20 protein-coding genes and 2 pseudogenes are annotated in these 23165 nt (G+C 47.6%); 19 read left to right on the top strand and 3 right to left on the bottom strand.

What is annotated here, in order from left to right:
* Nucleotides 1–36: 36 nt before the first annotated feature.
* Entirely contained in the window at nucleotides 37–219 is a 183-nt protein-coding gene (locus ACWGOO_RS15300) for a DUF2524 domain-containing protein (protein WP_452484748.1), read from the bottom strand.
* A 294-nt stretch (nucleotides 220–513) separates the two neighbouring features.
* On the opposite strand from ACWGOO_RS15300, the gene ACWGOO_RS15305 reads away from it, so the two are divergent.
* The 3 genes from ACWGOO_RS15305 (at nucleotide 514) to mmuM (ending at nucleotide 2351) form a co-directional block, all read left to right on the top strand.
* On the top strand, nucleotides 514–870 hold the full coding sequence (locus ACWGOO_RS15305) for a hypothetical protein (protein WP_452484750.1): 357 nt from the start codon (nucleotides 514–516) through the stop codon (nucleotides 868–870).
* A gap of 66 nt (nucleotides 871–936) precedes the next feature.
* Nucleotides 937–1182: a hypothetical protein gene (locus ACWGOO_RS15310; protein ID WP_452484752.1), complete on the top strand. Its 246-nt coding sequence runs from the start codon at nucleotides 937–939 to the stop codon at nucleotides 1180–1182.
* 221 nt (nucleotides 1183–1403) lie between these two features.
* On the top strand, nucleotides 1404–2351 hold the full coding sequence (gene mmuM / locus ACWGOO_RS15315) for a homocysteine S-methyltransferase (RefSeq protein ID WP_452484754.1): 948 nt from the start codon (nucleotides 1404–1406) through the stop codon (nucleotides 2349–2351).
* 211 nt (nucleotides 2352–2562) lie between these two features.
* On the opposite strand, the gene ACWGOO_RS15320 is transcribed toward mmuM, so the two are convergent.
* Nucleotides 2563–4866, bottom strand: a complete 2304-nt coding sequence (locus ACWGOO_RS15320; protein WP_452484919.1) for a GDYXXLXY domain-containing protein — start codon at nucleotides 4864–4866, stop codon at nucleotides 2563–2565.
* Between the two features lie 298 nt (nucleotides 4867–5164).
* Nucleotides 5165–5581 carry a hypothetical protein gene (locus ACWGOO_RS15325; protein WP_452484756.1) on the bottom strand — a complete coding sequence of 139 codons (417 nt, stop codon included), beginning with the start codon at nucleotides 5579–5581 and terminating at the stop codon, nucleotides 5165–5167.
* A gap of 353 nt (nucleotides 5582–5934) precedes the next feature.
* Here ACWGOO_RS15325 and ACWGOO_RS15330 point away from each other — a divergent pair, with 353 nt between their 5' ends.
* The 16 genes and pseudogenes from ACWGOO_RS15330 to ACWGOO_RS15405 all read left to right on the top strand — a co-directional run.
* On the top strand, nucleotides 5935–6552 hold the full coding sequence (locus ACWGOO_RS15330; protein WP_452484758.1) for a xanthine phosphoribosyltransferase: 618 nt from the start codon (nucleotides 5935–5937) through the stop codon (nucleotides 6550–6552).
* Nucleotides 6546–7844: a nucleobase:cation symporter-2 family protein gene (locus ACWGOO_RS15335; RefSeq protein ID WP_452484760.1), complete on the top strand. Its 1299-nt coding sequence runs from the start codon at nucleotides 6546–6548 to the stop codon at nucleotides 7842–7844. Before ACWGOO_RS15330 ends, ACWGOO_RS15335 begins: the two co-directional genes overlap by 7 nt.
* A gap of 183 nt (nucleotides 7845–8027) precedes the next feature.
* Nucleotides 8028–8401 (top strand): annotated as a pseudogene (locus tag ACWGOO_RS15340) (ABC transporter permease); the annotation flags it as partial.
* Nucleotides 8349–8790: pseudogene (locus tag ACWGOO_RS15345) on the top strand (ATP-binding cassette domain-containing protein); the annotation flags it as partial. The pseudogenes ACWGOO_RS15340 and ACWGOO_RS15345, both read left to right, overlap by 53 nt.
* Nucleotides 8764–9060 (top strand): ATP-binding cassette domain-containing protein, encoded by a 297-nt coding sequence (locus ACWGOO_RS15350; protein ID WP_452484921.1) that lies wholly within the window; start codon nucleotides 8764–8766, stop codon nucleotides 9058–9060. The pseudogene ACWGOO_RS15345 and the gene ACWGOO_RS15350, both read left to right, overlap by 27 nt.
* A gap of 232 nt (nucleotides 9061–9292) precedes the next feature.
* A complete protein-coding gene (gene nikA / locus ACWGOO_RS15355; RefSeq protein ID WP_452484762.1) occupies nucleotides 9293–10918 on the top strand; it encodes a nickel ABC transporter substrate-binding protein in 1626 nt (541 codons plus the stop codon).
* 46 nt (nucleotides 10919–10964) lie between these two features.
* The gene (nikB, locus tag ACWGOO_RS15360) at nucleotides 10965–11909 is read left to right on the top strand and encodes a nickel ABC transporter permease subunit NikB (protein ID WP_452484764.1); all 945 of its coding nucleotides are present in this window, start codon (nucleotides 10965–10967) and stop codon (nucleotides 11907–11909) included.
* Nucleotides 11909–12739, top strand: a complete 831-nt coding sequence (gene nikC, locus ACWGOO_RS15365; RefSeq protein WP_452484766.1) for a nickel ABC transporter permease subunit NikC — start codon at nucleotides 11909–11911, stop codon at nucleotides 12737–12739. The genes nikB and nikC overlap by 1 nt, the downstream gene beginning before the upstream one ends.
* 19 nt (nucleotides 12740–12758) lie before the next feature.
* Complete coding sequence (locus ACWGOO_RS15370) at nucleotides 12759–13589, top strand: ABC transporter ATP-binding protein (protein ID WP_452484768.1); 831 nt, start codon at nucleotides 12759–12761, stop codon at nucleotides 13587–13589.
* A 32-nt stretch (nucleotides 13590–13621) separates the two neighbouring features.
* Nucleotides 13622–14431 (top strand): nickel import ATP-binding protein NikE, encoded by an 810-nt coding sequence (gene nikE, locus ACWGOO_RS15375; RefSeq protein ID WP_452484923.1) that lies wholly within the window; start codon nucleotides 13622–13624, stop codon nucleotides 14429–14431.
* A gap of 140 nt (nucleotides 14432–14571) precedes the next feature.
* Complete coding sequence (locus ACWGOO_RS15380) at nucleotides 14572–15381, top strand: transporter substrate-binding domain-containing protein (protein ID WP_452484769.1); 810 nt, start codon at nucleotides 14572–14574, stop codon at nucleotides 15379–15381.
* A gap of 30 nt (nucleotides 15382–15411) precedes the next feature.
* On the top strand, nucleotides 15412–16128 hold the full coding sequence (locus ACWGOO_RS15385) for an amino acid ABC transporter permease (RefSeq protein ID WP_452484770.1): 717 nt from the start codon (nucleotides 15412–15414) through the stop codon (nucleotides 16126–16128).
* A gap of 4 nt (nucleotides 16129–16132) precedes the next feature.
* The gene (locus ACWGOO_RS15390) at nucleotides 16133–16900 is read left to right on the top strand and encodes an amino acid ABC transporter ATP-binding protein (RefSeq protein ID WP_452484772.1); all 768 of its coding nucleotides are present in this window, start codon (nucleotides 16133–16135) and stop codon (nucleotides 16898–16900) included.
* 126 nt (nucleotides 16901–17026) lie between these two features.
* On the top strand, nucleotides 17027–20170 hold the full coding sequence (locus tag ACWGOO_RS15395; protein ID WP_452484774.1) for an ATP-binding protein: 3144 nt from the start codon (nucleotides 17027–17029) through the stop codon (nucleotides 20168–20170).
* Nucleotides 20163–21275 carry a response regulator gene (locus ACWGOO_RS15400; RefSeq protein ID WP_452484776.1) on the top strand — a complete coding sequence of 371 codons (1113 nt, stop codon included), beginning with the start codon at nucleotides 20163–20165 and terminating at the stop codon, nucleotides 21273–21275. Before ACWGOO_RS15395 ends, ACWGOO_RS15400 begins: the two co-directional genes overlap by 8 nt.
* A 447-nt stretch (nucleotides 21276–21722) precedes the next feature.
* Nucleotides 21723–23165, top strand: a 1443-nt coding sequence (locus ACWGOO_RS15405; protein WP_452484778.1) for a YVTN family beta-propeller repeat protein, incomplete at its 3' end; no start/stop codon positions are given.

The raw sequence follows: 23165 nt of genomic DNA on the forward strand, positions 1-23165 counted from the left end.
TTTGTATTTTTATTGTACCGAAACAGCCAAGCTCAACTAGTGGTTAATATCGCATTTGTTCAAGATGAACGAAATTTGGTTTTCCAGCCGATGAATGGTTTCCTTGGAAGCTTGGTCGTTAACATCTTGTTCCTGAAGCGCAGCGAGTTCCTGCTTGAGCTGATGAAGATCCTGCCCTGCATTGGCGCAGTTGTAATTACTCTCGAGATTGTCAATCATCCGATGTCCTCCATTTCGCTAGGTATACGTCCTTATTATGGAGAATTGGTCCTTCCTTATTCACCATATTGTTTTATTTCAGATAGAGGCTACGTTTGTTCTCGTTGGGAGTTTTTTTAGAGCTTGCAGATTAAGAAGGAATTTGTCAAATGGTGTCGAATATCGAGGGATTATAGGAGTAAAAGACATACTCTTCTTCCCAATGGAGAGCTTGAAAAAAGAAGCTATGTGATGGGATTGTGGTTCAAACGCAAGTCGGAACCGAGACGACAATTCAAAGTTTCGCTACAGTTCATGAATATTATTTCGGTTGTTTTAGTTACCATTATTTCCTTAATTATTTCCTTGCTTCTCATTCGTAATTTCGTGATTAACAAGCATTTTGATAATACGAAGGAAAAACTTTCGGGTATTGCCAAGGTCATTGCAAGTGACAGCGATGTCATTCGAAATTTCGAGCAGGGAGTTCCTGTGAAGCAGATCCAGGACTATTCGCTTAGAGTAATGAATAATGTTAATGTGGATTTTGTTGTCATTCTGAACCGAAATTTAATTCGGCTATCCCATCCAGATGCAACGATGATTGGCAAACCGTTCTCTGATTTGAATGATGCCAGGAAGAACGTTGTCCGGTCAGGGGCATTTTTCTGAAAATATAGGTATTTTGGGCTCAGGCTACCGATATTTCGCGCCGGTATATTGTAGGATTAATCCTGCATGAAAGAGTTAAAGGCTAGCGCTGGTAAAGCCACGGTTAAAACATTGGACAGCCGCTTTCCTACTTGTGCTGTAAAAATCCCCTTCTTGCGGCAAAAGAAACCGAGAAGGATAATAAAAACGGTGGAAGCGATGGAACTGAGAATATTATTATCTGTTAAGGTCGATGTAATCATTTGTAGTAAAGACATAGATAAAACCCTCTCTTGTACCTTTTTTCACAAAAGTGACTATGCAATTCCCTGATCTTTTGGCCAAAGTGGTTGGTTTGCACCTTTATAGTAAAAATGACTTTGTGAAAAAAAGAACAATATCTAATTAATTTAACTTATGAAACTAATTTAAAAATTTATACGTTACATCATTGGGCAAATGAGAGGTACTCATCAACATACATGTTATAATATAAATCATTAAACCCCACTTAATTAGTGGGTTAAATAGAAAAGACGAGCAGGAGGTACCCCGTGAATCCGATACAACATATACTGGACGAATTTCAGCTGATCGTGCTGGATGGCGCAATGGCTACGGAGCTGGAGCGTCACGGGCATGATCTGAACGACAGCTTATGGTCGGCTAAAATACTCCATGAGTACCCGGAGTCGATCAAGCGTGTGCATAGAGACTATTTTGAAGCGGGTGCAGACTGCGCGATCACTGCGAGCTATCAGGCTACCGTTGAAGGCTACGTCAAACGGGGCTTGAGCGAAAATGAAGCGCTGGATTTGATTCAGTCCTCGGTACGGATTGCCGTACAGGCACGGGATGAATTTTGGGCAGACACTACGGCCGGTGCAAAACAACAGCATCGTCCCAAACCGCTGATTGCGGCCTCTGTTGGCCCCTACGGGGCGTTTTTGGCGGATGGCTCAGAATATCGAGGTGATTATACGCTGAGCGAGGAACAGCTTGTGGAGTTTCACAGGCCGCGTATGAAGGCTCTCGTCGAGGCTGGGGCGGATATTTTGGCTTGTGAAACGATACCGTGTCTGGTTGAAGCCAAGGCTATTGCCCGATTGCTGAAGGAATTTCCCGGCACATATGCCTGGATCAGCTTTAGTGCAAAGGACGGGCAGCACATCAGCAATGGAGAGTCTGCCGCCGCGTGCGCCGAATGGCTGGATGAACATGAGCAAGTGGCTGCTGTAGGTATTAATTGTACTTTGCCGCATTACATCCCATCACTCATCCACGAAATGCGCAATAATACGGATAAGCCTGTGGTGGTGTACCCCAATCTGGGGGAGGCATATGACCCGGTCACCAAAACATGGCACGGTACCGCTTGTACAGAGTCTTTTGGACAGAGTGCCCGCCAATGGTATGAAGCAGGAGCTCGTCTGATTGGTGGCTGTTGCCGGACTCAGCCGGAGGATATCCAAGGGATTGTGGCATGGTCGAGAGACGCGTAAGCGGGGCTGGGCGTAGGATGAAGGCAATCATGCTGGACGTCCTTCGACTGTCCTGTACAAGTAAACAGGCTGAACCAAGTGGTTCTCCAGTAATGGAGGGGCTTGGTTCAGCCTGTTTTTTGTAATGGCGACGGGGTCTTCGCATCATGCAGGAGTGACGTACAACAGTGGGATAGCATCCCACTTGGTACACAATCCCCATGATCTCCGGTTAGCTGTCTGACAGCCGTTCCAGCAACGCATCCCCGTTCTGGCTTACCCGAATGTAGGCATAATGAGCGTTCTGTTCAACATTACGCCCGGTTCCCTCAGGGATGAAATAATTTTCAATACCGTACTGAATACGTGAACCATCCCATTGCCCATTCAGAATGACCTCATGATTAGCCAGCTTTTCGCCCTCCTGATACAGGCGGTCAGCGATGTATACTCCCTGAGAGCCTGGCGTGAGAACGACTTTAACCTTGCCCCGGTTCCAATTGTCCTGCGAAAAAGGGGTAGAGATATCGTAATTCAGCATGACATAATCGCCTTGTAACAGAGAGTGAGGGTCTACAGGGGCTAGTTTGAGCTTGATGGAAGCGCCTGTGGCAAGCAGGGTTTCACTTCTCACGGTCTGATAGCCGATCACACCGAGCTGTAGCACGATGACTATGGCAATCAGGAGCGGACTTAAGCGCATGAAGCTAAAGCTGCGGTGGTCGGCATCAAACGCTGTCTTGCCGCTATGGGCCATCCGCCGATCTGCCCACCACGTAATACCGAGTGCTATGATGCCCAGCAGCGCCAGCGTATAGGACTTATACAGTAGCGTCCACAACAAATCATAGTATTTGAAGCCAATAAAAATAAACCAGAACGCTACGCTTGTGATGGCCTCCGATCTTTGTTTTAGTCGGATGAAGGCAAAGACCATACTTGTAACGATAACGAAATAAAGTATGTTAATCAGCACATAAGAGTGTGGAATGACATCCTTGAAAAAGGTCGCCCACAACATAAACAGCAGGCTGAAAAATAAGGAGCTATCCCGAAGGTGTACCCGCGGTGCCGTCTTGGGTATACAATAACTTGCTGCATACAGCACAGCATTGACCAAGAAAAGAGAAAGGATAATGGACTCAAAGGACCAGCTCCAAGAATCCCACTCCTGAAACTGCTGAAATAGAATGGTCGCCAAATTCAGGTTTACAAAGGTATAGGTAAAAAAGAGCGGCCTTTTCCCCTTGGAGCGAAACCATCCGGCGATGGAAACGATCAGAAATAATACCGAAAGCAACGTCTGATCTGACCATAAAATAGCCACCCAGCCTGTAATATAACTGATCGTCAACAGGGTATAACGTATTACAGAATCCAGCCTGGATTCCGGAATGGCAATCATCGAGATCATAAGCAGCAGCGACACACCCAACAGTACATATTCGGTGTGGTTTACATTCGTGCTAATGTTAATCAGTCCGATCAGGGATATACTTCCAATTAGCACTCCAACCACTTTGATCACGCGGGATACGGTTTTGCTGATCCATTCACTGCTACGTTCTTCGGGAACCGCTGTTTCAGACTCCGATGCACTCATGTCCGATGTCTGTGTATCAGACTCCGCAGCATCCCGTTTTTCCTCGTTGGTTATTGCTCCATCCTCCGGCGATGATTTCCCCAAACGATTCAAATAACGGAAAAACCATACATTACCCGTCAACAGCAGCGCCACAAAAATCAATCCAAAGACAAAGAACAGCGATGAAGAGTACGCTTCTGCCAACTCGATAAATTTAAAGACAGCAAAAGCGGAGGCCGCCAATGCATTCAAGGTGAGCAGCGTTTTACTCAGTCGGACCTTGGTAAACACATAAAATCCAATAGCGATTACAGCGATACAGGGTATGTTCATAACGAGACCATATCCATCCAATGCAAAAGAGTTGGTCATCGTCAGCAAGGCTATATGGAAAGCGATAAAGCTCATATATTTCAGTGGTTCAGAGCTTAGACGATGGAGGAACGTCAATAGAAACAACACGAGATTGACCAGTGCGAACACTCCGGCAATGGACAACGATTCCAGTTCGCTATAAGACGTACTTTGCATCGTAGGATAAAAATAAAGCCACAAACCGAGATGAATCAGTACATAAGACAGTATATAAAAAGGATTGTAGCGGGTGATCAAGCTAAGTAACAGAGCCGGAACCGACCAAACCAAAAACAACCCGTAACTGTCCGCGTGGGAATTGTATATTTGACCGAGCAACGCCACGGAAATGCCAAAGGCTATACAGCCAGCCACCAGAAATATATTCGACAGAAAGGCTTGCTGACCGGGAACGGCGCGTATACGTGCAAATACAAAGGACAAGCCATAGAACAGAACGATAAGCGCAGCAGCCAGCACAATCTTGACCGTTCGATCCAGCCCACCCCAATTGGAGGCGAAAAAATAAATGATCGCGGCCAGTACCAGTGAGATGCCCAGCAGATAGCCCGTACGTATCGCATTGAATCGCAGCATTCGTTTCACGTACCTTTCCTGTTGGTTTGATGCCTATTATAGCGTTGAAAGGTCTGAGAACCAAGCAGGAATTAGGATCAGGTCATAAAAAAAGGAGAGCCACCGTACACGGTTGTTCTCCTGCATCGCTGCTGGAACCTATGCCAGCGTACTCGTGCTATCTTTTTTGCGCCACATGGAATCGGCATAAAGGAGTGAACCACGTATTCTTTGTTTATCTCCAAGTCCTCCTAAATTTCTTATGAATGGAGAGCTTAAAGATAAAATCAGAATTGGTCAAGGTACTAGCACATTTTGTTTACTCATTTACACGAATCTTTAAGGCATACTCTGCGGTTCTATCATTAGCCCATGTTGAATAGACAAAAATAATATGATCACCATTTGTTTCCGGGACAATTATTTTTTTATCTTTTACATCAATATCTTTAAAGTCCTTTTTATTTAGAATTTCACTAGCAGCTACCTCTTCGGGCTCAGAATCGAATACAAGATTTATAGTTGCACCTTTCGGCACAGTAACAGCAGGCTTTGGTTGCATAATTTCCCAAGGGCTACCGTACTGAGTCTTTGCACCCCATAAATAGGAAACTAAAACCGTTGGGATTTCCGTATCATCAGACTTTGCAGTCATGCTGGGTAGGGGAGCACTTTTGAAAAGACCACAGCCACTTACTATAAGTATAAAAATAAATATGGGTAAAACTTTACGCATTTTAAGTTCCCCTTTCTTATACTAAAGTATAATGGAGACAGTTGATGTTGTCTCTGTCTCCATGTTGATTTTATGCTAATATCCTAATTACCTTAGAGTTACCATTTCCCCAGCTCTGATTTTTGCGATAACTCTATTTTGTAGATCACCATCAGATACAAAGAATTGGCTATCCGATAAAACATTCCAACAGTCTCTTCCTTTCTGATTATTATGTAAGTCCATATTGGTGTGTTGTCTTCCAGTGAATCCATCAGGAAAAACTTTACTAAAGTATCAAGGGAGCCTGTCTTTTTTTTGGTTTTGTCCGTTCTTATTCTATTTTAAAGTAAAGAAGGAGCGATACCCGTATAATGAAAGTTTTGGAGGAGCGTATTCGTCAAGAGGGACAGATTTTATCCGACACGGTATTAAAGGTAGATTCATTTTTGAATCATCAGGTAGATACAGCATTGGCGCTGGAGATTGGTAAGGAGTTCGCACGTCTGTTCGGCGGTGCTCCCATTACGAAGGTGCTTACGATAGAAGCAAGCGGTATTCAGTTTGCCATGGCTACAGCCATTGCATTGGGAGTTCCGTTCATCTATGCGAAGAAAAAGAAGGCAATCACGCTGAACGAGCAGGTATATTTCGCTGAGGTTCACTCGTTTACACGGCAGGAAACCTATCAGGTGAGCATTTCCCAAAAATATCTCGATGCCAGCGACCATGTGCTGATCGTGGATGATTTCCTGGCGACCGGTGCAGCATTGGTCGGACTTACGGATATTGTGAAGGAAGCAGGAGCGGAGCTGGCCGGGGTTGGCTGCGTGATTGAAAAGAGCTTTCAGGAAGGCCGTGGACTGCTGGAGCAAAGAGGCATTGCCGTACGTTCTCTTGCACGTATCGCTTCGATGGCACCCGGCGAAGTTCATTTTATAGAAGAAGATGATACGGTGATCCGTTCAGTCAAGGAGAATATGGGATGCTAAGCAAACAAAAGTTATTCGCGCTGGGCTTCCAGCATGTGATGGCGATGTATGCTGGAGCGATTGCCGTCCCTCTAATTGTAGGGGGAGCATTGCACCTGACGCCAGCCCAGATGGCCTATCTGGTGGCTGCCGATTTGTTCACTTGCGGGATCGCTACGTTATTACAGATTATGGGCACGCGGTTTTTCGGCAGTAGATTGCCTGTCATTTTAGGCTGTACGTTTACGGCGGTGGGGCCGATTATCGCGATTGCGTCGACCTCGAATTTGGCGACCGCGTACGGGGCCATTATTTTATCCGGTATATTCGTGGTGCTCGCGGCACCGCTGTATGGCAAGCTGCTACGCTTTTTCCCGACGGTGGTTACGGGGTCGGTGGTTACGATTATCGGCCTGTCTCTCATCCCGGTGGCGATGAATAATGTAGCAGGGGGTCAGGGAAGTGCGGATTTTGGACAGCCGCGTAATTTGTTGCTGGCGTTAGTTACTTTGCTGGTTATTTTGCTTGTGAATCGGTTAGCAAAAGGCTTTTTGCGCTCGATTTCCGTGCTCATCGGTCTGTTTGCGGGTACGGTGGTTGCTTATGCGATGGGAATGGTGCATTTTGCTCCAGTGGCGCAAGCGTCTTGGGTAGTTGTTGCGCAGCCGTTTTATTTTGGTAAGCCTGAGTTTAGCATTATGGCAGTATGTACGATGATTATCGTTAATATTGTCAGCATGGTCGAGTCTACGGGCGTTTATTTGGCAGTAGGCAAGGCGATTGATCAAAGGGTGGAGCAGAAGCAAATCGTCAATGGTCTGCGCTCCGAAGGACTTGCGATTATGCTCGGGGGTATTTTTAATGCGTTTCCTTACACGGCATTCTCGCAAAATGTTGGCCTGATTTCGCTGACACGCGTCAAATCGCGGAACGTTATTTTTGCTGCGGGTGGTATCATGGTTGTTCTTGGTTTGCTGCCTAAGCTGGCTGCCTTGACGACAGTGATTCCTAATGCTGTGTTGGGCGGGGCGATGATCGTCATGTTCGGTTCGGTTGCTGCATCGGGCATGTCTATTTTGTCGGAAGTGGATTTACGGAAGGAAAGCAATCTGCTGATCGCGGCATGCAGTATTGCGGTGGGCCTCGGCTCTGCCGTACTGCCCCAAATGTTCGATCAACTGCCGAGCTTTGCCAAAATGCTACTTCAAAATGGCATCGTATCCGGCTCGATTACGGCGATTGTTTTGAACATCGTTTTAACGAAAAAACAAGACGAATCGGTCAAAGGCGTGACGGTGTCGGAGGTTCCGTAGAAGGTTTAATGATTAGGAATAAGCAAAGGCAGCCGGAGAGAGAGGGAAAAACCTCTTTTTCCGGCTTTTTAGCATGGGTTTATCCAGAAACTGATTATTTATGAAGCAGCATGAAGCAGTAACAACAAAATAATATAGGTCTAAATCGTAATGAAAAAGAATAAAGGAAGAAAGTAGGTGTGAGCCGGGTATGCTCGGTATATTCACACCCTTGTTCAAAAAGCTTGTCAGGAGGACTATGTCCGATATGCCCGTTTATCCAGTAATTCCGATGTACGCGTGCTAAGAGGCTATGTGTTGCCGCAGGTGCTGCCACAGCTGCTTGTGTATGCGGTCTGGGACATCGGGCGAGTGGTGCTATGGTTGCCGGACTTTCCTTTCTTGGGTTGGGTGTACAGCCGCCTAAGCCGGAATGAGGCGTGATGCTGCATGATACAACCTCTTATTTTCAGGTGGCGCCGCATCTCATGATTTTTCCGGGCTTGGCGATTATGCTGTTTGTGCTTGCTTGCCAGCTTCTGGGCGACCGTTTTTCGGAAAAGGTGGCGGCGAAATGAAGGATGGGACAGGGCATATGAAAGGGGATATGGCAGGGTGCAGGCCACTGTTGCACGTGGAACATCTGGAGATATGTCGCATAGGCACAGGAACAGCCGCTGGGACGGAAACAGGTGCAGAAGCAGGCGAGGGAACAGGGATAGGGGGAGGAACGGGTACACGTATTGGAGCAGCAACAGGTGCGGACGCAGGTAGGAAACCGGGCGCGAATGGGAAAATAATGCGGATAAGTAACAATCAACCGTTGCTCCGGGATGTCAGCTTTTCCGTATATCCGGGGGAAATTGTGGCCCTGACCAGGCCGAGCGGATGCGGCAAGAGTCTGACCGCGCATGCGATCGCGGGTATGCTGGAGTCGGGGATCGGCGTTACGCAGGGGCATATATGGGTGTGGCTGGACACGGACTGTCTGGAGAAATACTCATCGCAGCTAAGCGGCGGGCAAAAGCAGCGGATGTGTATTGCCAGAGCGCTGGCGGTGGAACCGGATATCATCTTGTTCGACGAATCGGTCGCCAATCTGGATACGGCAGCGCAATCTTCTGTGCTGGACATGCTCAAGAGAGCGCAGGTGGAGCGCCAGCTGTCCTATCTTTTTATCACCCATAATCTTCAATCCACGCAGCAGTTTTGTGGTCGGATTGCCGTCATGCATTAGGGGGAAATCGTGGAGGTATTTAGGGAATGGGATGAACACCTGCTACAGCATGAATACACACGTATCTTGTTTCAAAATATGGAATATTGATCCATATATTTGATATTATATAAATTTAAAATAAATTAGAGTGTAGCTTGTCGAATAGTGTTGACAAAACGGGATGTAGTACCTATTCTAAATATGATTATGATAATCATTATCACATATATAGAAAAGGGGAAATCCATTGATGTCCGTTCGACACCGAAAGACTGCCACCCTTATGTTGGTGGCGCTCCTCTTATTATCCGTTATTTTCGGCTGCGCGAAGCAGAAGAACACACCTGCATCCATCTCAACTGACGGAGCTGCCAATGAAAAGTCGATCACGCTATCGTGGCCGCGCGACATTGGTACGATGAATCCTCACGTATACAATCCTTCCCAACTTTTTGCTCAATCCATGATTTATGAGCCGTTAGTCAGTTACAAGCAAGGAGGCAAGCTGGAGCCTGCTTTGGCTGAATCCTGGTCTATTTCCAAGGACGGTAAAATATATACGTTCAATCTGCGCAAAGGCGTTAAGTTTTCAGATGGCACACCATTTAATGCGGCTATTGTCAAAAAGAACTTTGACGCTGTCATGAAAAATGAGAAAATGCACAGTTGGCTTGGTGTGGTAGGCGTTCTCGACAAAACCGAAGCTGTAGATGACAGCACTTTCCGAATGACGCTCAAAGAGCCATACTATCCGTTGCTTCAGGACTTGTCTGTTGTTCGCCCGTTCCGTTTTCTGGGTGAAGCCGGATTCCCGGATGATGGAGATACGTCCAAAGGGATCAAGAAACCTATAGGCACAGGCCCTTGGATGCTGGATGAATACAAGCAAGATGAATATGCAACCTTTAAGTGTAATCCAAATTATTGGGGTACTGCACCGAAGGTCGATAAAATTACGGTGAAAATCATTCCCGATGGCGAAACACGTGTGCTGGCTTTTGAGAAAGGCGATCTGGATTTGATTTACGGTGAGGGCGTCATCAGTTTGGATGCTTTCAAGCAGCTTCGCGACACAGATCAGTATGTCACCAAGTTGTCCGAGCCTGTCGGTACAAGAAGTCTGTTGCTCAACTCGTCCAATCCCAAGCTGGCAGACCTTCGGGTACGTCTGGCGCTCCAGCATGGCTTTAACAAGCAGGCGATGGTGGAAGGGGTAACCTCGGGGTTGGAGGAAAAAGCGGATACCGTTTTATCCAAAAACTATCCGTATACAAATGTGGACTTACAGCCCGTTGACTATGATGTGGAAAAGTCCAAAGCATTGCTGGATGAGGCTGGCTGGAAGCTGCCCGCAGGCGGTACAGTACGAGAGAAGAACGGACAACAGCTGGATTTTGAGCTGATTTTTGATAAAACCGATCCGATCCAAAAGGCGATGGCCGAAACCATTCAGGCGGAATGGGGAGAACTGGGGGTCAAGGTGAACCTGACTGGGCTGGAGCTGACAGTTCAAATCAAGCGGCTTAGATCCAATCAGTTTGATCTGTACTTCTGGTACAACTACGGCGCGCCTTATGATCCGCATTCCTTTATTAACGTCATTGCCAAGAAGAGTTTCGGCATTTCCGAGACGCTAAGCGCTCTTCCGATGAAGAAGGAGCTGGATCAGCAGGTACACGAGGCGCTCTCATCGACAGATGAAACCAAGCGTCAAGAGCTGTATGGTTCGATTCTGAAGACGCTTCAGGAGCAATCTGCCATTGTGCCTATTTCGTATATTAAGAAAACTGCGGTATATCAGAAAAAGATTACTAATTTTGTATTCCCGGCCAATCGGGATGAAAATCCGTTTGAGGGAATTGAAATCGGAAAGTAGTTAAAACCGGAGAATAACGATCGTTTACAGGATAGGAGGACAACTCATGATCAGCTATATCGGGAAGCGAATGGTAGCGGTCATTCCTATTGTTCTCTTTGCCACCCTCGTTACCTTTGCACTCATTCATATTTCACCGGTTGATCCGGCCGAGGCCTATTTGACGGCTGCTCATATTTATCCTACTCCGGAAATTCTGGAGCAGAAGCGGCATGAATTCGGACTGGATCAGCCTTTGCTGACACAGTATATGCAGACGCTGCAAAGAATCAGTCGGCTGGATTTCGGTACTTCGTACCTGACAAACAAGCCGGTGTGGGATGAGGTGAAGGTTCGGTTGCCTGCCACTGTCGAGCTGGCCTTGAGCAGCATGGTGCTATCTATCGTGGTGAGTATCCCGCTGGGCGTACTGGCCGCGATACGTAGAAATGGCTGGATCGACATGCTTAGTCGAGGGATTTCATATGTTGGAGCGTCTATTCCCCAATTCTGGCTGGGATATCTGTTGATTTTCTTTTTCTCCGTTCGGCTGGACTGGCTGCCTGTAGAGGGCCGGGGAACGTGGCAGCATCTGGTGCTGCCTACGTTGACCCTGTCGCTGGTTCTGATTGCTCTATATACGCGCCTGCTGCGTTCCAGTGTATTGGAGCAGTTTCAGGAAACGTATGTCCAGTATGCGAGAACCAGAGGAATTCGTGAGCGGGTGATTATGCTCAAGCATGTGCTCAAAATTGCCATTACCCCGCTGATTACCGGTATGGGCATGAATCTGGGCAAGCTGCTGACCGGAACGATTATTGTCGAGCAGGTGTTTTCATGGCCCGGGTTTGGCCGTTACTTTGTGGAAGCGATTTTTAATCGGGATATTCCCGTCATACAATGCTATGTGTTTTTGGCGGCCTGCCTGTTCATCGTATGCAATTTGCTCGTTGATCTGGTGCATTTGTATATGGACCCCCGAATTTCAGCGAAGGGACGAGCAGAGCGGTGATGATAAGGTTGCGTACAATGTTCAAGGGTCAAAAGGTGATCGTGGTCTGTTCTATAGTGCTAGTGGTTCTTTTTATCATTATGGCGCTGGCCCCGTGGCTGGCTCCCCATGATCCCGTTAAAGTCAATTTACTGCACAAGCTGGAAGGCCCTTCAAAAGAATATTGGCTGGGAACCGATCATTTGGGTCGGTGTAATCTGTCCCGGCTGCTGTATGGAGCACGGATTTCGCTTGGCTTTGCGACACTCATTTCACTGTCCTCGCTTAGCATGGGTGTCGTGATTGGATCGGTTGCAGGTTATTTGGGCGGCTGGGTCGATAGTGTGCTGATGCGGTTTTGCGAAGGGATTATGGCGTTTCCGAATCTGGTGCTGGTGCTGGGGATTGTCGGCATTTTTGGGCCAGGCCTCATGCAGGTGCTGCTTGCCTTGATGATGGTACAGTGGGTGTATTATGCCAGAATGTGCCGCAATATGGTCGTCAGTCTGAAAGAACGGAATTTTATAGCTGCTGCACGGATTAGCGGGTCCTCCTCAGGGGCCATTATCCGGCGGCATATCATTCCGAATGTGCTGCGTCCGATTGTGGTCATGGGTACGCTGGAGATGGGCTGGGCAATCATGGACATTTCCGCGTTGTCATTCCTCGGTCTGGGCATTCAGCCGCCGACTCCTGAATGGGGAGCGATGATTCATGAGGGAACGGGATACATCCGCAGTCATCCGGAATTAATGATCTATCCGGGCGTCATGATTCTGGTGGTGGTGGTGGCCTTCAATCTATTGGGAGAAGCGCTGTCTGACCGATACGGAATTGCCAAACGTCAGTAAAACAGGAGTGAAAACAACGATGGACGACAGGGCGAAGTCGAAGGTGCTGGAGGTCAACGGCTTGCAGGTGAAGCTCAAAACCGACGCAGAGGCGGTGTTTCTGCTGGAGCCGATCCATTTTGAACTGAAAAAGGGACAGGTTCTGGGTGTTGTCGGCGAGAGTGGAAGCGGCAAAACGGTAACCTGTAATGCGCTGCTCCAGTTGCTGGATCGCCAGACGATGGACGTGAAAGGCAGTGTCCGTCTGAACGGGCGCGAGCTGAACGGAATGGCAGCCGAGGAGATGCGGCGTATTCGGGGCAAGGAAATCGCGTTTATTATGCAGAATCCGATGAGCGCTTTTACGCCGGTGCATACGATCGGGGCTCAGTTTATGGAAACGATTCGCACGCACACCGGATTGACCACACGACAGGCCCGTGATCTTGCTATATCGGCTTTGGAAAACATGAATCTGCCCGATCCGGCCAAGCTGATGAAGCGTTATTCGTTTCAGTTGAGTGGCGGGATGCTGCAACGGGTCATGATCGCCATCTCCATGTGCCTGCGGCCAGCAGTGGTTATTGCGGATGAACCGACGACGGCGCTCGATGTGATCAATCAGCTACAGGTTCTGAGAGAGCTGGATCGCTTGCGTACGGAATACGACACTTCCATTTTGCTGATCTCGCATGATCTGGGCGTCATTTCCCAAATGGCGGATGAAGTGGCAGTCATGCAGCGGGGACGTATCGTTGAGCAGGCGGAGGTTCATCAGTTGTTCGACGACCCGCAGGATGAATATACAAAAATGCTGCTGCATGCCAGACCCAAGTTGTCCCTTCGGGGCATAAATCGGCTAGGAGGTTAGTCGCCGGTTGGACACTTTCAAAAGGGGAGCGAATACGCGTGCTACAAGTGAAGGAAGTAACTCATAGCTATAGAAGGCGCAAATGGTTGGGCCGCTCCGAACCACGCCCCCCTGTGCTGACTGACGTGTCACTTACTATAGAGAGCGGATTTTGTCTGGGCTTGCTTGGAACCAGTGGAGCGGGGAAAAGCACGCTGAGCAAGGTTATTCTGGGGCTGGAGAAGCCGCAGGAGGGTCAGGTGCTGTTCCAGGGTCAGGACATTTATAATGGAAGCCAACAAGTCCGCAGGGGACTGCGACGGGATATGCAGGTCGTATTTCAGGACTGCTATTCGGCTGTAAATCCCCGGATGACCGCCGGGCAGATTATCGGGGAGCCTCTGGACAATTACGAACGGTTATCGGTGCAGGAGCAAAGGAGAACGGTCGAAAACCTGCTGGAACGGGTTGGTCTCAAGCCGGAGGATCGGAATAAATATCCGCATCAATTCAGCGGCGGACAATTGCAGCGGATCAATATTGCACGGGCGATTGCGCTCAAACCAAAGCTAATCGTTCTGGATGAGTCCGTCAGCAGCCTGGATATGGTTCACCAGATGCACATTTTATCCCTATTGGGAGAACTGAAATCTTCGTTTGGATTGTCGTATCTGTTCATCACGCATGATATTCGGGCGGCTTATGCTGTCTGTGATGGCATTGCTGTAATGGAGCAGGGGAAATTGATCGAGCGCTGTGATGACAAGGACCGGATTTTTGAATCCGCTCATCCTGCTGTGCAACGGCTGATCTCGTCCATTTTGCCGGAACATCCAGCAGACCGTCTCCCGTTTCATGGATGACAGCGGACCCGCAAGGGTCCTTTTTTTGTAAAATACATGGATAAGTCATCGAAATCAAGTTTACCTGTTGTATTATTTGAATAAAAAGCTATAATATAAAATCATAGTAAATCACTTGGGTTAAGAAGGGATACATATATATGAAGAAATCTGCTTTTGTTGCAGCGATTGGCCTATCTCTCGTGTTATTGACGGGGGCCTTGAGCGGGTGTTCCTCGAAGGAAGCAGCATCAGGGGATAAGGTGATTTATGTGGGCACACAAAATGACTACCCGCCGTTTGCTTTTACGAATGATAAAAATGAGTTGACTGGATACGATGTGGACGTCATCAAGGCAATTGACAAGAAGCTGGACGGCTACAAGTTTGAGTTTGTACCTTCCGGCTGGGACGGCATTTTCCTGGCACTGGAATCGAATAAAACTCAGGTCGTAGCGGATGAAGTCGCCAAAAATCCTGAGCGTGAGCAAAAATATTTGTTCTCGGATGAATCCTACTTTCAGGCGCAATCCGTCATTATCGTGAAAAAAGGTAGAACGGATATACACTCTCTCAAGGATTTGGAAGGCAAGAAGGTAGCTGCTTCCATAGGGGATTCCTACACTCAATTACTGGAACAATACAATGCAAAGAACGGCAATAAAATTATTTTAAAATACAATGACACGGGCACTTCATCCGACAACCTTCAGGATGTGCAAAATGGCCGGGTGGATGCTTATGTGAATGATCCAGTCATGACGGCTGCTACGATCAAGAAGGAAGGCTTGCAGGTCGAAGCTGTGGGCGGGTCGGTGCAAAGCGATAACATCAACCTGGTGTTCAAAAAGGATAAGCAGGGCGAAGAGTTAAAAGCCAAAATCGACCCGATCATTAAGGAACTAAAAGCGGACGGAACGCTGAAAAAGCTGTCTGAACAATGGACAGGCGGGGAATATATCCCGCAGTAACAACAATGCAAAGGGTAAAGTGGGGTTCATATGGAAAAGCTATTTGACCTTGATTATATGCTGAAAAGCCTTCCCCGGATCGTGGAATATCTCCCCGTTACGCTATGGATTGCATTTTTGTCCATGCTGCTGGGTTCAATCATCGGGTTGGGGACGGCCTTAATTCGGATATACAAGGTGCCTGTATTGGCACAACTGTCCACGCTGTATGTCTCGTACATTCGGGGAACACCGCTCATTGTGCAGTTATTTCTCGTATATTATGGAATACCCAAGTTTTTATATTATTTTCAGAGCGAATACGGTTTCTTACAGCAATTAAATATCTACGTGATTCCACCCGAGGTTTTCGCATTGTTGTCATTTTCACTAAATCTCGGGGGTTATCTGTCGGAGACGTTCCGGGCGGCGATTCATTCGGTGGACCGGGGGCAATTTGAGGCGGCCAATTCCATTGGTATGAGCCAAACACAGATTATGCTTAAAATTGTGCTGCCACAGGCATTGACGGTGGCTTTGCCCAATTTGGGGAACACGCTGATTAGTACGGTGAAAGATACGTCTTTTATCTTTATGATTGGTGTTGTCGATATGATGGGACAGGCCAAAATTATGGGCGCACGTGCGCTGGCCTTTTTTGAGGTATACGTTGCGGTGTCCCTGATCTACTGGCTGGTGTGCATCATTATTGAGCGTGGGCTTGTCGTGCTGGAGAAGCGTATTCGAATTTACGAAAGAAGTGAGTAAGGGCATGATTCAACTTCATCAAATTCATAAGCATTTTGGACAGCATCATGTGTTGAAGGGTATAGATCTGACCGTAGGCAAGGGAGAAGTCGTGGTTATTCTAGGGCCAAGCGGATCGGGCAAGTCTACGCTGCTGCGCAGCATCAACTTTTTGGAGCAGCCGACCAGTGGTGTCATTGAGATCGACGGCGTGAAGGTGGATGCAGCCAAGGCGGGGAAAAAGGACATTCTTGGACTGCGTACGGCAACGGCGATGGTATTCCAGCAATATCAACTGTTCAAAAACTTGAATGCTCTCCACAATGTCATGATCGGCCTGACTAGTGTCAAAAAGCTGGATCGCAAGCAGGCGAGGGAGATCAGTGAAGGCATTTTGGAAAAGGTCGGGTTGAAGGATCGCATGACCTACTACCCTGCCCAGCTTTCGGGTGGACAGCAGCAACGTGTGGCGATTGCCCGCGCCTTGGCGCTGAATCCGCAGGTGCTGCTGTTCGACGAACCTACGTCCTCACTCGACCCCGAGCTGGTGGATGAAGTGCTTTCGGTCATTCAAAAGGTAGCGAGTGAAGGCAATACGATGATTATCGTCACGCATGAGCTTGGCTTTGCGAGAGATGTCGCGGATCGGGTCGTGCTAATGGAGCATGGCGTGATCGTGGAGCAAGGGCCGGTAGAGCAGTTTTTCACCAATCCGAAGGAAGAACGGACACGGCAGTTTCTGGGCAAAGCGTTGGTACAGAGAGCGCCGCAGGAGCAACCGGTATCTTCGTAAAATACGTGGAACGGGGTACAACGAGGTTCGCCTCCATCGTACAAATCCACAACTTGTAGCATGTCACTTATATCAGTCTTGTGATTTTTTGTGAAGTACGTAATGTATAGAATGAAAAGTGTTGAAATGAATTCCGAGGGGGAGCCATGTATCAAAAGGGGGCAATATCGCAAGGCCATCGGAATTGGCTTGATCTTTTCGCTCTCCATTGTGTTGTTCGTCGCTATTTATTCCCAAACGATACCAAATCAGGACATATCGCCTGCGAAGCGGGGAGTACTGGATTTGTCGAATTGGGATTTCCACAAGCAGGGATGGGTTAACCTGGATGGAGAGTGGGAATTTTATGAAGGTGAACTACTAGAGCCTGCCGATTTTCACGAAGGGACGCGTAAAGAGGTCTCGTATTTATCCGTACCTGGCACGTGGAAAGGAAAATCAGCGAATGGCGGTATGAACCGAACAGGGTATGGTACGTACCGGTTGAAAGTGCTGATTAAAGATACGGATGAAGTTTTAGGTTTAAAAATAAGGAGTATTCGCCTTTCCCATCGATTGTTCATTAACGGCAAGTTAGAAGGCGAAAGTGGGCGCCCAGCAGTCGATATCAAGGAGCATCAGCCTGGAAATACGCCCTACAGTGTGTTTTTTCACACGGATGCCAAAGAAATCGACATTGTAATTCAAGTGTCTAACTACGTATTTGTCACCGGTGGTATTGCTGGCTCGATCCCATTCGGATTGGCTGAAGATGTGATGAAGCTAAACAGTATACAGATCGGCACCGATATCGGAATTATATTGATTCTTGGCATGTTTGGCGTGTATCATCTCAGCTTCTTCCTGCTAGGGCGAAGAGAGAGAACATATTGGCTCAGCGGGCTGTATTTGCTGCTCCTTTTATTGGAAAAAGCACTTTTTGGCGAAAAGATTTTACAGAGGGTACTGCCTGGTCTCCCTTTTGATATTGCTTACAAGCTGCTAGATTTAAGCGAATTTGTCGGCGCTGTGGTGCTCATCCTGTTTTTCAGTTCAGTTGAAGCCCGCCTCATGTCGTCTCGGATGATGAAGCTGATACTGGCTCCATTAGGCCTATATATTACGGCGGTTGTCGTGTTGCCTTATCGTGTGCATATCCAGGGAAAATACGTTTTCTTTTTTTACTTAATCATCGTTTTCCTATACATTATTGGCAGAATGGCATATCTGTACATTCAAAGCCAAGGCGGCTCATCCGATCGGAAGGAATTAATGCTTTTTATTGGCGGAAGCGTTTCGATGATGATCTTTTTGGTGGACGGAAGCCTCTATTCGGAGAATATAGTTTCGACCGATCTGGTGGGAAAACTCGGAGTAGTTTGTTTCATCATCATCATGAATATCCTGCTCGTGGTTCGATTCTCGAATGCTTATGAGAAGACGGAGCTACTTTCCTATCAATTGACGGTTTCCAATCAGCTCAAGGACGAGTTTTTGATGAACACATCCCACGAGCTCAAGACTCCACTGCATGGCATCCTGAATATGACGTCTTATTTGCTGGATGATGAGGAAAAAAATCTGTCGCCGAAGCAAAAACGGAATCTTTCGCTGATCAAGGATACGTCTATCAAGCTGTCCATGCTCATTCACGATTTAGTCGATGTTACCCGCTTGAGGCATGGGGAACTGGGTCTGCATCCGACCGCTGTGGATGCCAGAATGGTAACACAGATTGTATTCGATGTACTGCAATTTGAGCTTTTGGGCAAAGCTGTGCAACTGGATAATCAAGTCGGTCCCGACGTCTGGGTACAAGCGGACGAGAATCGTCTGCGTCAAGTTATGTACAATTTGGTTAGCAATGCCATTAAGCATACAGACAAAGGGTCGATCAAGGTGGTATCAAGCGTTGCCCAGGGAACCGTAACGATTTCCGTCGAGGATACCGGAACAGGGATTTCCCAGGATAAGCATGCTGTGATTTTCGAATATTTTGAGCAACTTGATGGGCCTCTGCCGAAGGATGGATATACAGGAATGGGCGTTGGTTTGTACATTAGCCGCAAGTTGGTCGAACGGATGGGTGGAGAAATTCGGGTGGATTGGTCGGAGGTCGGTCAAGGCACGCGTATGACGTTTACATTGCCAAGCGCTGTCAAAGTACCGGCTAATCGTGAAACGGCATATGCGTTGGAGGAGCAGCAGCGATATACCGATAAGGATCAGGAGCTGAATATTTGGAATGGACACGAGCGTACCGTAATGATTGTTGACGATGAAGCCTCCAATATCCACACCTTGTTGAATATTTTGAAACGGCACCGCTACAATGTTGTTACCGCTTTCTCGGCAAAAGAAGCATTGGAGAAAATAGAAGAGTACCCGCAAATCGATCTTGTCATTCTCGATGTGATGATGCCGGGGATCTCGGGCATTGAGTTGTGTCAAAGACTGCGCAGTAGCTACTCCATTCTCGACCTACCCATTTTGTTCGCAACGGTTAAGGATACGCCGCAGGATATTGCGCTCGGCTTCCGGGCCGGGGCGAACGATTATTTGACCAAGCCGTTTGAGGCGGAAACGCTCATTGCCAGGATCCAAACCCTGATCGCTGTGAAAACATCACTCCAAGAAGCGATTCGCAATGAGCTGGCGTTTCATCAAGCGCAGATCAAACCGCATTTTCTCTACAACGCCTTGAGCAGCGTTATTTCATTTTGCTATACGGACGGGGAAAAAGCTGCGTACTTGTTATCGATGCTTAGTCAGTACTTGCGCTACATCCTGGACATGGATTCTTCTACGCTGTTCGTCCCTCTCTACCGAGAAATGGAGTTGATCCAGGCGTATGTCGAGATTGAGAAAGCCCGTTTCGGAGAGAGGTTCGACTACGACTTTCACTACGATAACCGTATAGGGCATTTGGAAATTCCTTCTTTATGCATCCAGCCTTTTGTCGAGAATGCGATTCGGCACGGTTTGTTCGAGAAGGAAGGACACGGCAAGGTGACGCTTGCGATCAACGAGGAAGACGGATATATCCGGGTGGTAGTCGAAGACGACGGCGTCGGCATACCGGAGGGTCTGTTGGACCGCATGTCCAAAGGAGACCTGCAGGATTGTGGCATCGGCATCCATAATATCCGCAAGCGTCTGGACTCTCTGCCAGGGGCAACGCTAAACATCAGCTCCGATAGGGGAAGAGGAACTAAAATAACGATGTATTTGCCTGTAAGGAATAACGAAAAGATCGGTTCGGGTAAACGGAGGAGGAGCGAGGTTGTTTAGTGCGGTCATTGTGGAGGACGAAATACCGATTTTGAATTTAATGAAATATGTCATCGGGCAAAACCCGTACTTTACGATCATAGGTGCTTTTACCAGCTCGCTTGAGGCGCTGGCCAGCCTTCCTGAGCTGCGTCCGGACGTTGCTTTCCTCGATGTGGAAATGCCAAAGATGAATGGGCTGGAACTCGCGGAAAATATCAACGAAGCGTCGGAGCAAACGAAAATTATCTTCGTGACGGCTTACAAGCATTATGCGCTGGATGCATTCAAGGTTTATGCCTTCGACTATATTTTGAAGCCCGTGACACCCGCGGCGATCGAGCGGGTCACCAACCGGTTGGTCAAGCTGCATCGACCTGTCAGCGGTGCTGAAAAGCGGGTGGGGCTTGCCTCGATTCGGTGCTTCGGAGGATTCGAGGTCCGAAGTCGGGAAGGATCGCTAATCCGCTTTCCGACACGCAAGACGGAGGAGTTATTCGCTTATTTCCTCTGTCATCCGGGTCAGGATCTCAACAAGTGGCGATTAGCGGAATTGCTGTGGCCGGATATGAGCGAGGACCGTGCGTCGCATAATTTGCACAACACGATGTATCGTTTAAAGAAGCTGTTGAAAGAGCAAGAGATCGGCATGGAGATCCAGAAAACGAACGAAGGATACATGCTGGAACCATCGGATCGAACGTACGATGTGCTGGAATATGAGCGGTATGACTTTTCTCTTGCGGGAGGACTTCAGGATGCGGCGCAAGCGGAACATGTATGCTCGCTCTACAAAGGTCCGCTGCTGGATAGAAAAGATTACTTCTGGAAAGCTCCGCTGGAGGAAGTATTCTGCAAACAGTATACATCGCTTGTACGCAGTTTGGTCCAACAGGATCTCGCCAGGGAGGATTGGAAAAAGGCGGAGCAGAAGATTGATTCGTATTTGAACATGTATCCCCTGCATGAGGAGATGAATCAGACTTTGTTGAGCATCTATGCAAGCAGTGGGGACAAGGAGAAAATCGTCAGGCATTACGCGCGGTTCGAGGCTTCTTATCGCAAGGAGCTGGGGCTGGAGCCGCCGCAGGAGCTGAGAAGCCAGAAGGCGTCATATTTGGAGTAGGTCGGCAAGTCGATGTATGGGGGTAAAATAGTGGGCAAAGTTGTTCTTGTTCGACCGTTTTTACCGAAAACTGAATACTGGATTAATAAGAAAGTGATTATTCCCAGTTGAACAATCTATTAGGGGATAGTCTCTTTTTGTTTTTTCGACAGTATTCGTGGTTTTGTGAGAATTTTGTGAGAACAGTTTGATAGAATAGAATGTATTGCAATGGGGGGAGGCAATATGGGGCGAGTGAATCAAGCGATACTGTTGGGAGTTCTGGCAAATCGAGCGTTTCAATCCCGATTTATAACTAGGATGAGCAGAAACACGTAAGTAGCGACAGTAGATAGCACTACTAGAGATATATAGAAATTTATGTAAACCATCAAACGTGGAAAGCGGGGTCATGTTTAGATTCAACGTTTTAAAATTCATTTTGCGAAACGATCAGGGGGGAACAAAATGTTTAGAAAAGAAAAAATGAAGCTTGTGGCAGTGGTAGCTATTCTATGTATGATTTCAACTTTGTTAGGTAATTTTAATGCCGCTTCTGCGGCTACTACTGACATATTAAAGAAAGCCTATATTACAAGCTTCAATACTGGCAAAGTTGATGTGGTGAATTTGGAAAGCGGTACGGTGGAATTGGGCAAAATTACGGTCGGGAGTGAGCCTAATAGCGCAGCGTTCAATCCGAACGGTACCCAGGTTTTTGTTACCAACAGAGCGAGTGGAACTGTTTCGGTGATTAATCCGGCTACTGATACAGTGGTTGGCACAATAACAGTGGGTTCACAACCTCATGGAGTAGCCTTTAACTCGGATGGCAGCAAAGCTTATGTAGCTAATATGGGCGGCAACACACTGTCAGTAATCAATACAGCAACGCTTACAGTTACGGGCACAATAAGTGTATTATCACGTCCTGTAGCAATGGTAGTGGCAGGCCAGAAGCTTTATCTGACTCAGTCTGGCGTTAGCAAAGTAGCAGTCGTGGATTTTACCAACGATACGATTATCAGTCAAATTACGGTAGGAAACAGTCCGTATGGTCTTTCAGTTAATCCTGCAGGTACCAAGATTTATGTAGCTGATCAAGGGAACAATGCAGTTTCTGTCATCAACGTTGTGGACAACACGGTGGAAGCAACTGTAACTGTGGACAGATTCCCGTCGGCTACTGAGGTGTCTCCTGACGGGAGCAGGGTTTACGTGGCTAATAGTGGATCTGGAACTGTTTCAGTAATCAATACCGCTAGTAATACAGTGGAAAGCACCGTTGCGGTTGGTTCTTATCCCTATGTGGTCGGTATCTCGAGCGATGGCAGTAGAGCCTTTACGGTCAATTATGGGAGCAGCAACATGAGTGTAATCAGAACATCCGATAATAAGGTAATTCAGACAATAACTTTAAGCAGAGGTCCCTTTATGGTCGGTACCTTCATGGTTTCTACGGCTATGGCTGCTAGCCAGAACCCTCCTGTTTCTTCGGATGCCACGCTAAGCTCGCTGAATTTAAGCGGTATTACGCTCGATCAAACGGTAACTGGAAGTGTGTACGCCTATACTGCAACTGTGCCTAACGATGTTTCTGTCACGACAGCTACGTATACAACTACGGATAGCCACGCGACAGCGGCTTTACAGCTCAATGGGGCTCCAGTTAACAATCCGATTAATCTAAGTGTGGGATCTAATGTCATCAGCCTTGTAGTGACTGCACAGGATGGAACGACGAAAAGCTATACGGTAACTGTTACACGAGCTGGTTCAAATAGTGCTGCCTTAAGCTCGCTGAATTTAAGCGGCATTACGCTCGATCAAACGGTAACTGGAAGTGTGTACGCCTATACTGCAACTGTGCCTAACGATGTTTCTGTCACGACAGCTACGTATACAACTACG

The sequence above is a fragment of the Paenibacillus sp. NPDC055715 genome, from assembly GCF_053617595.1.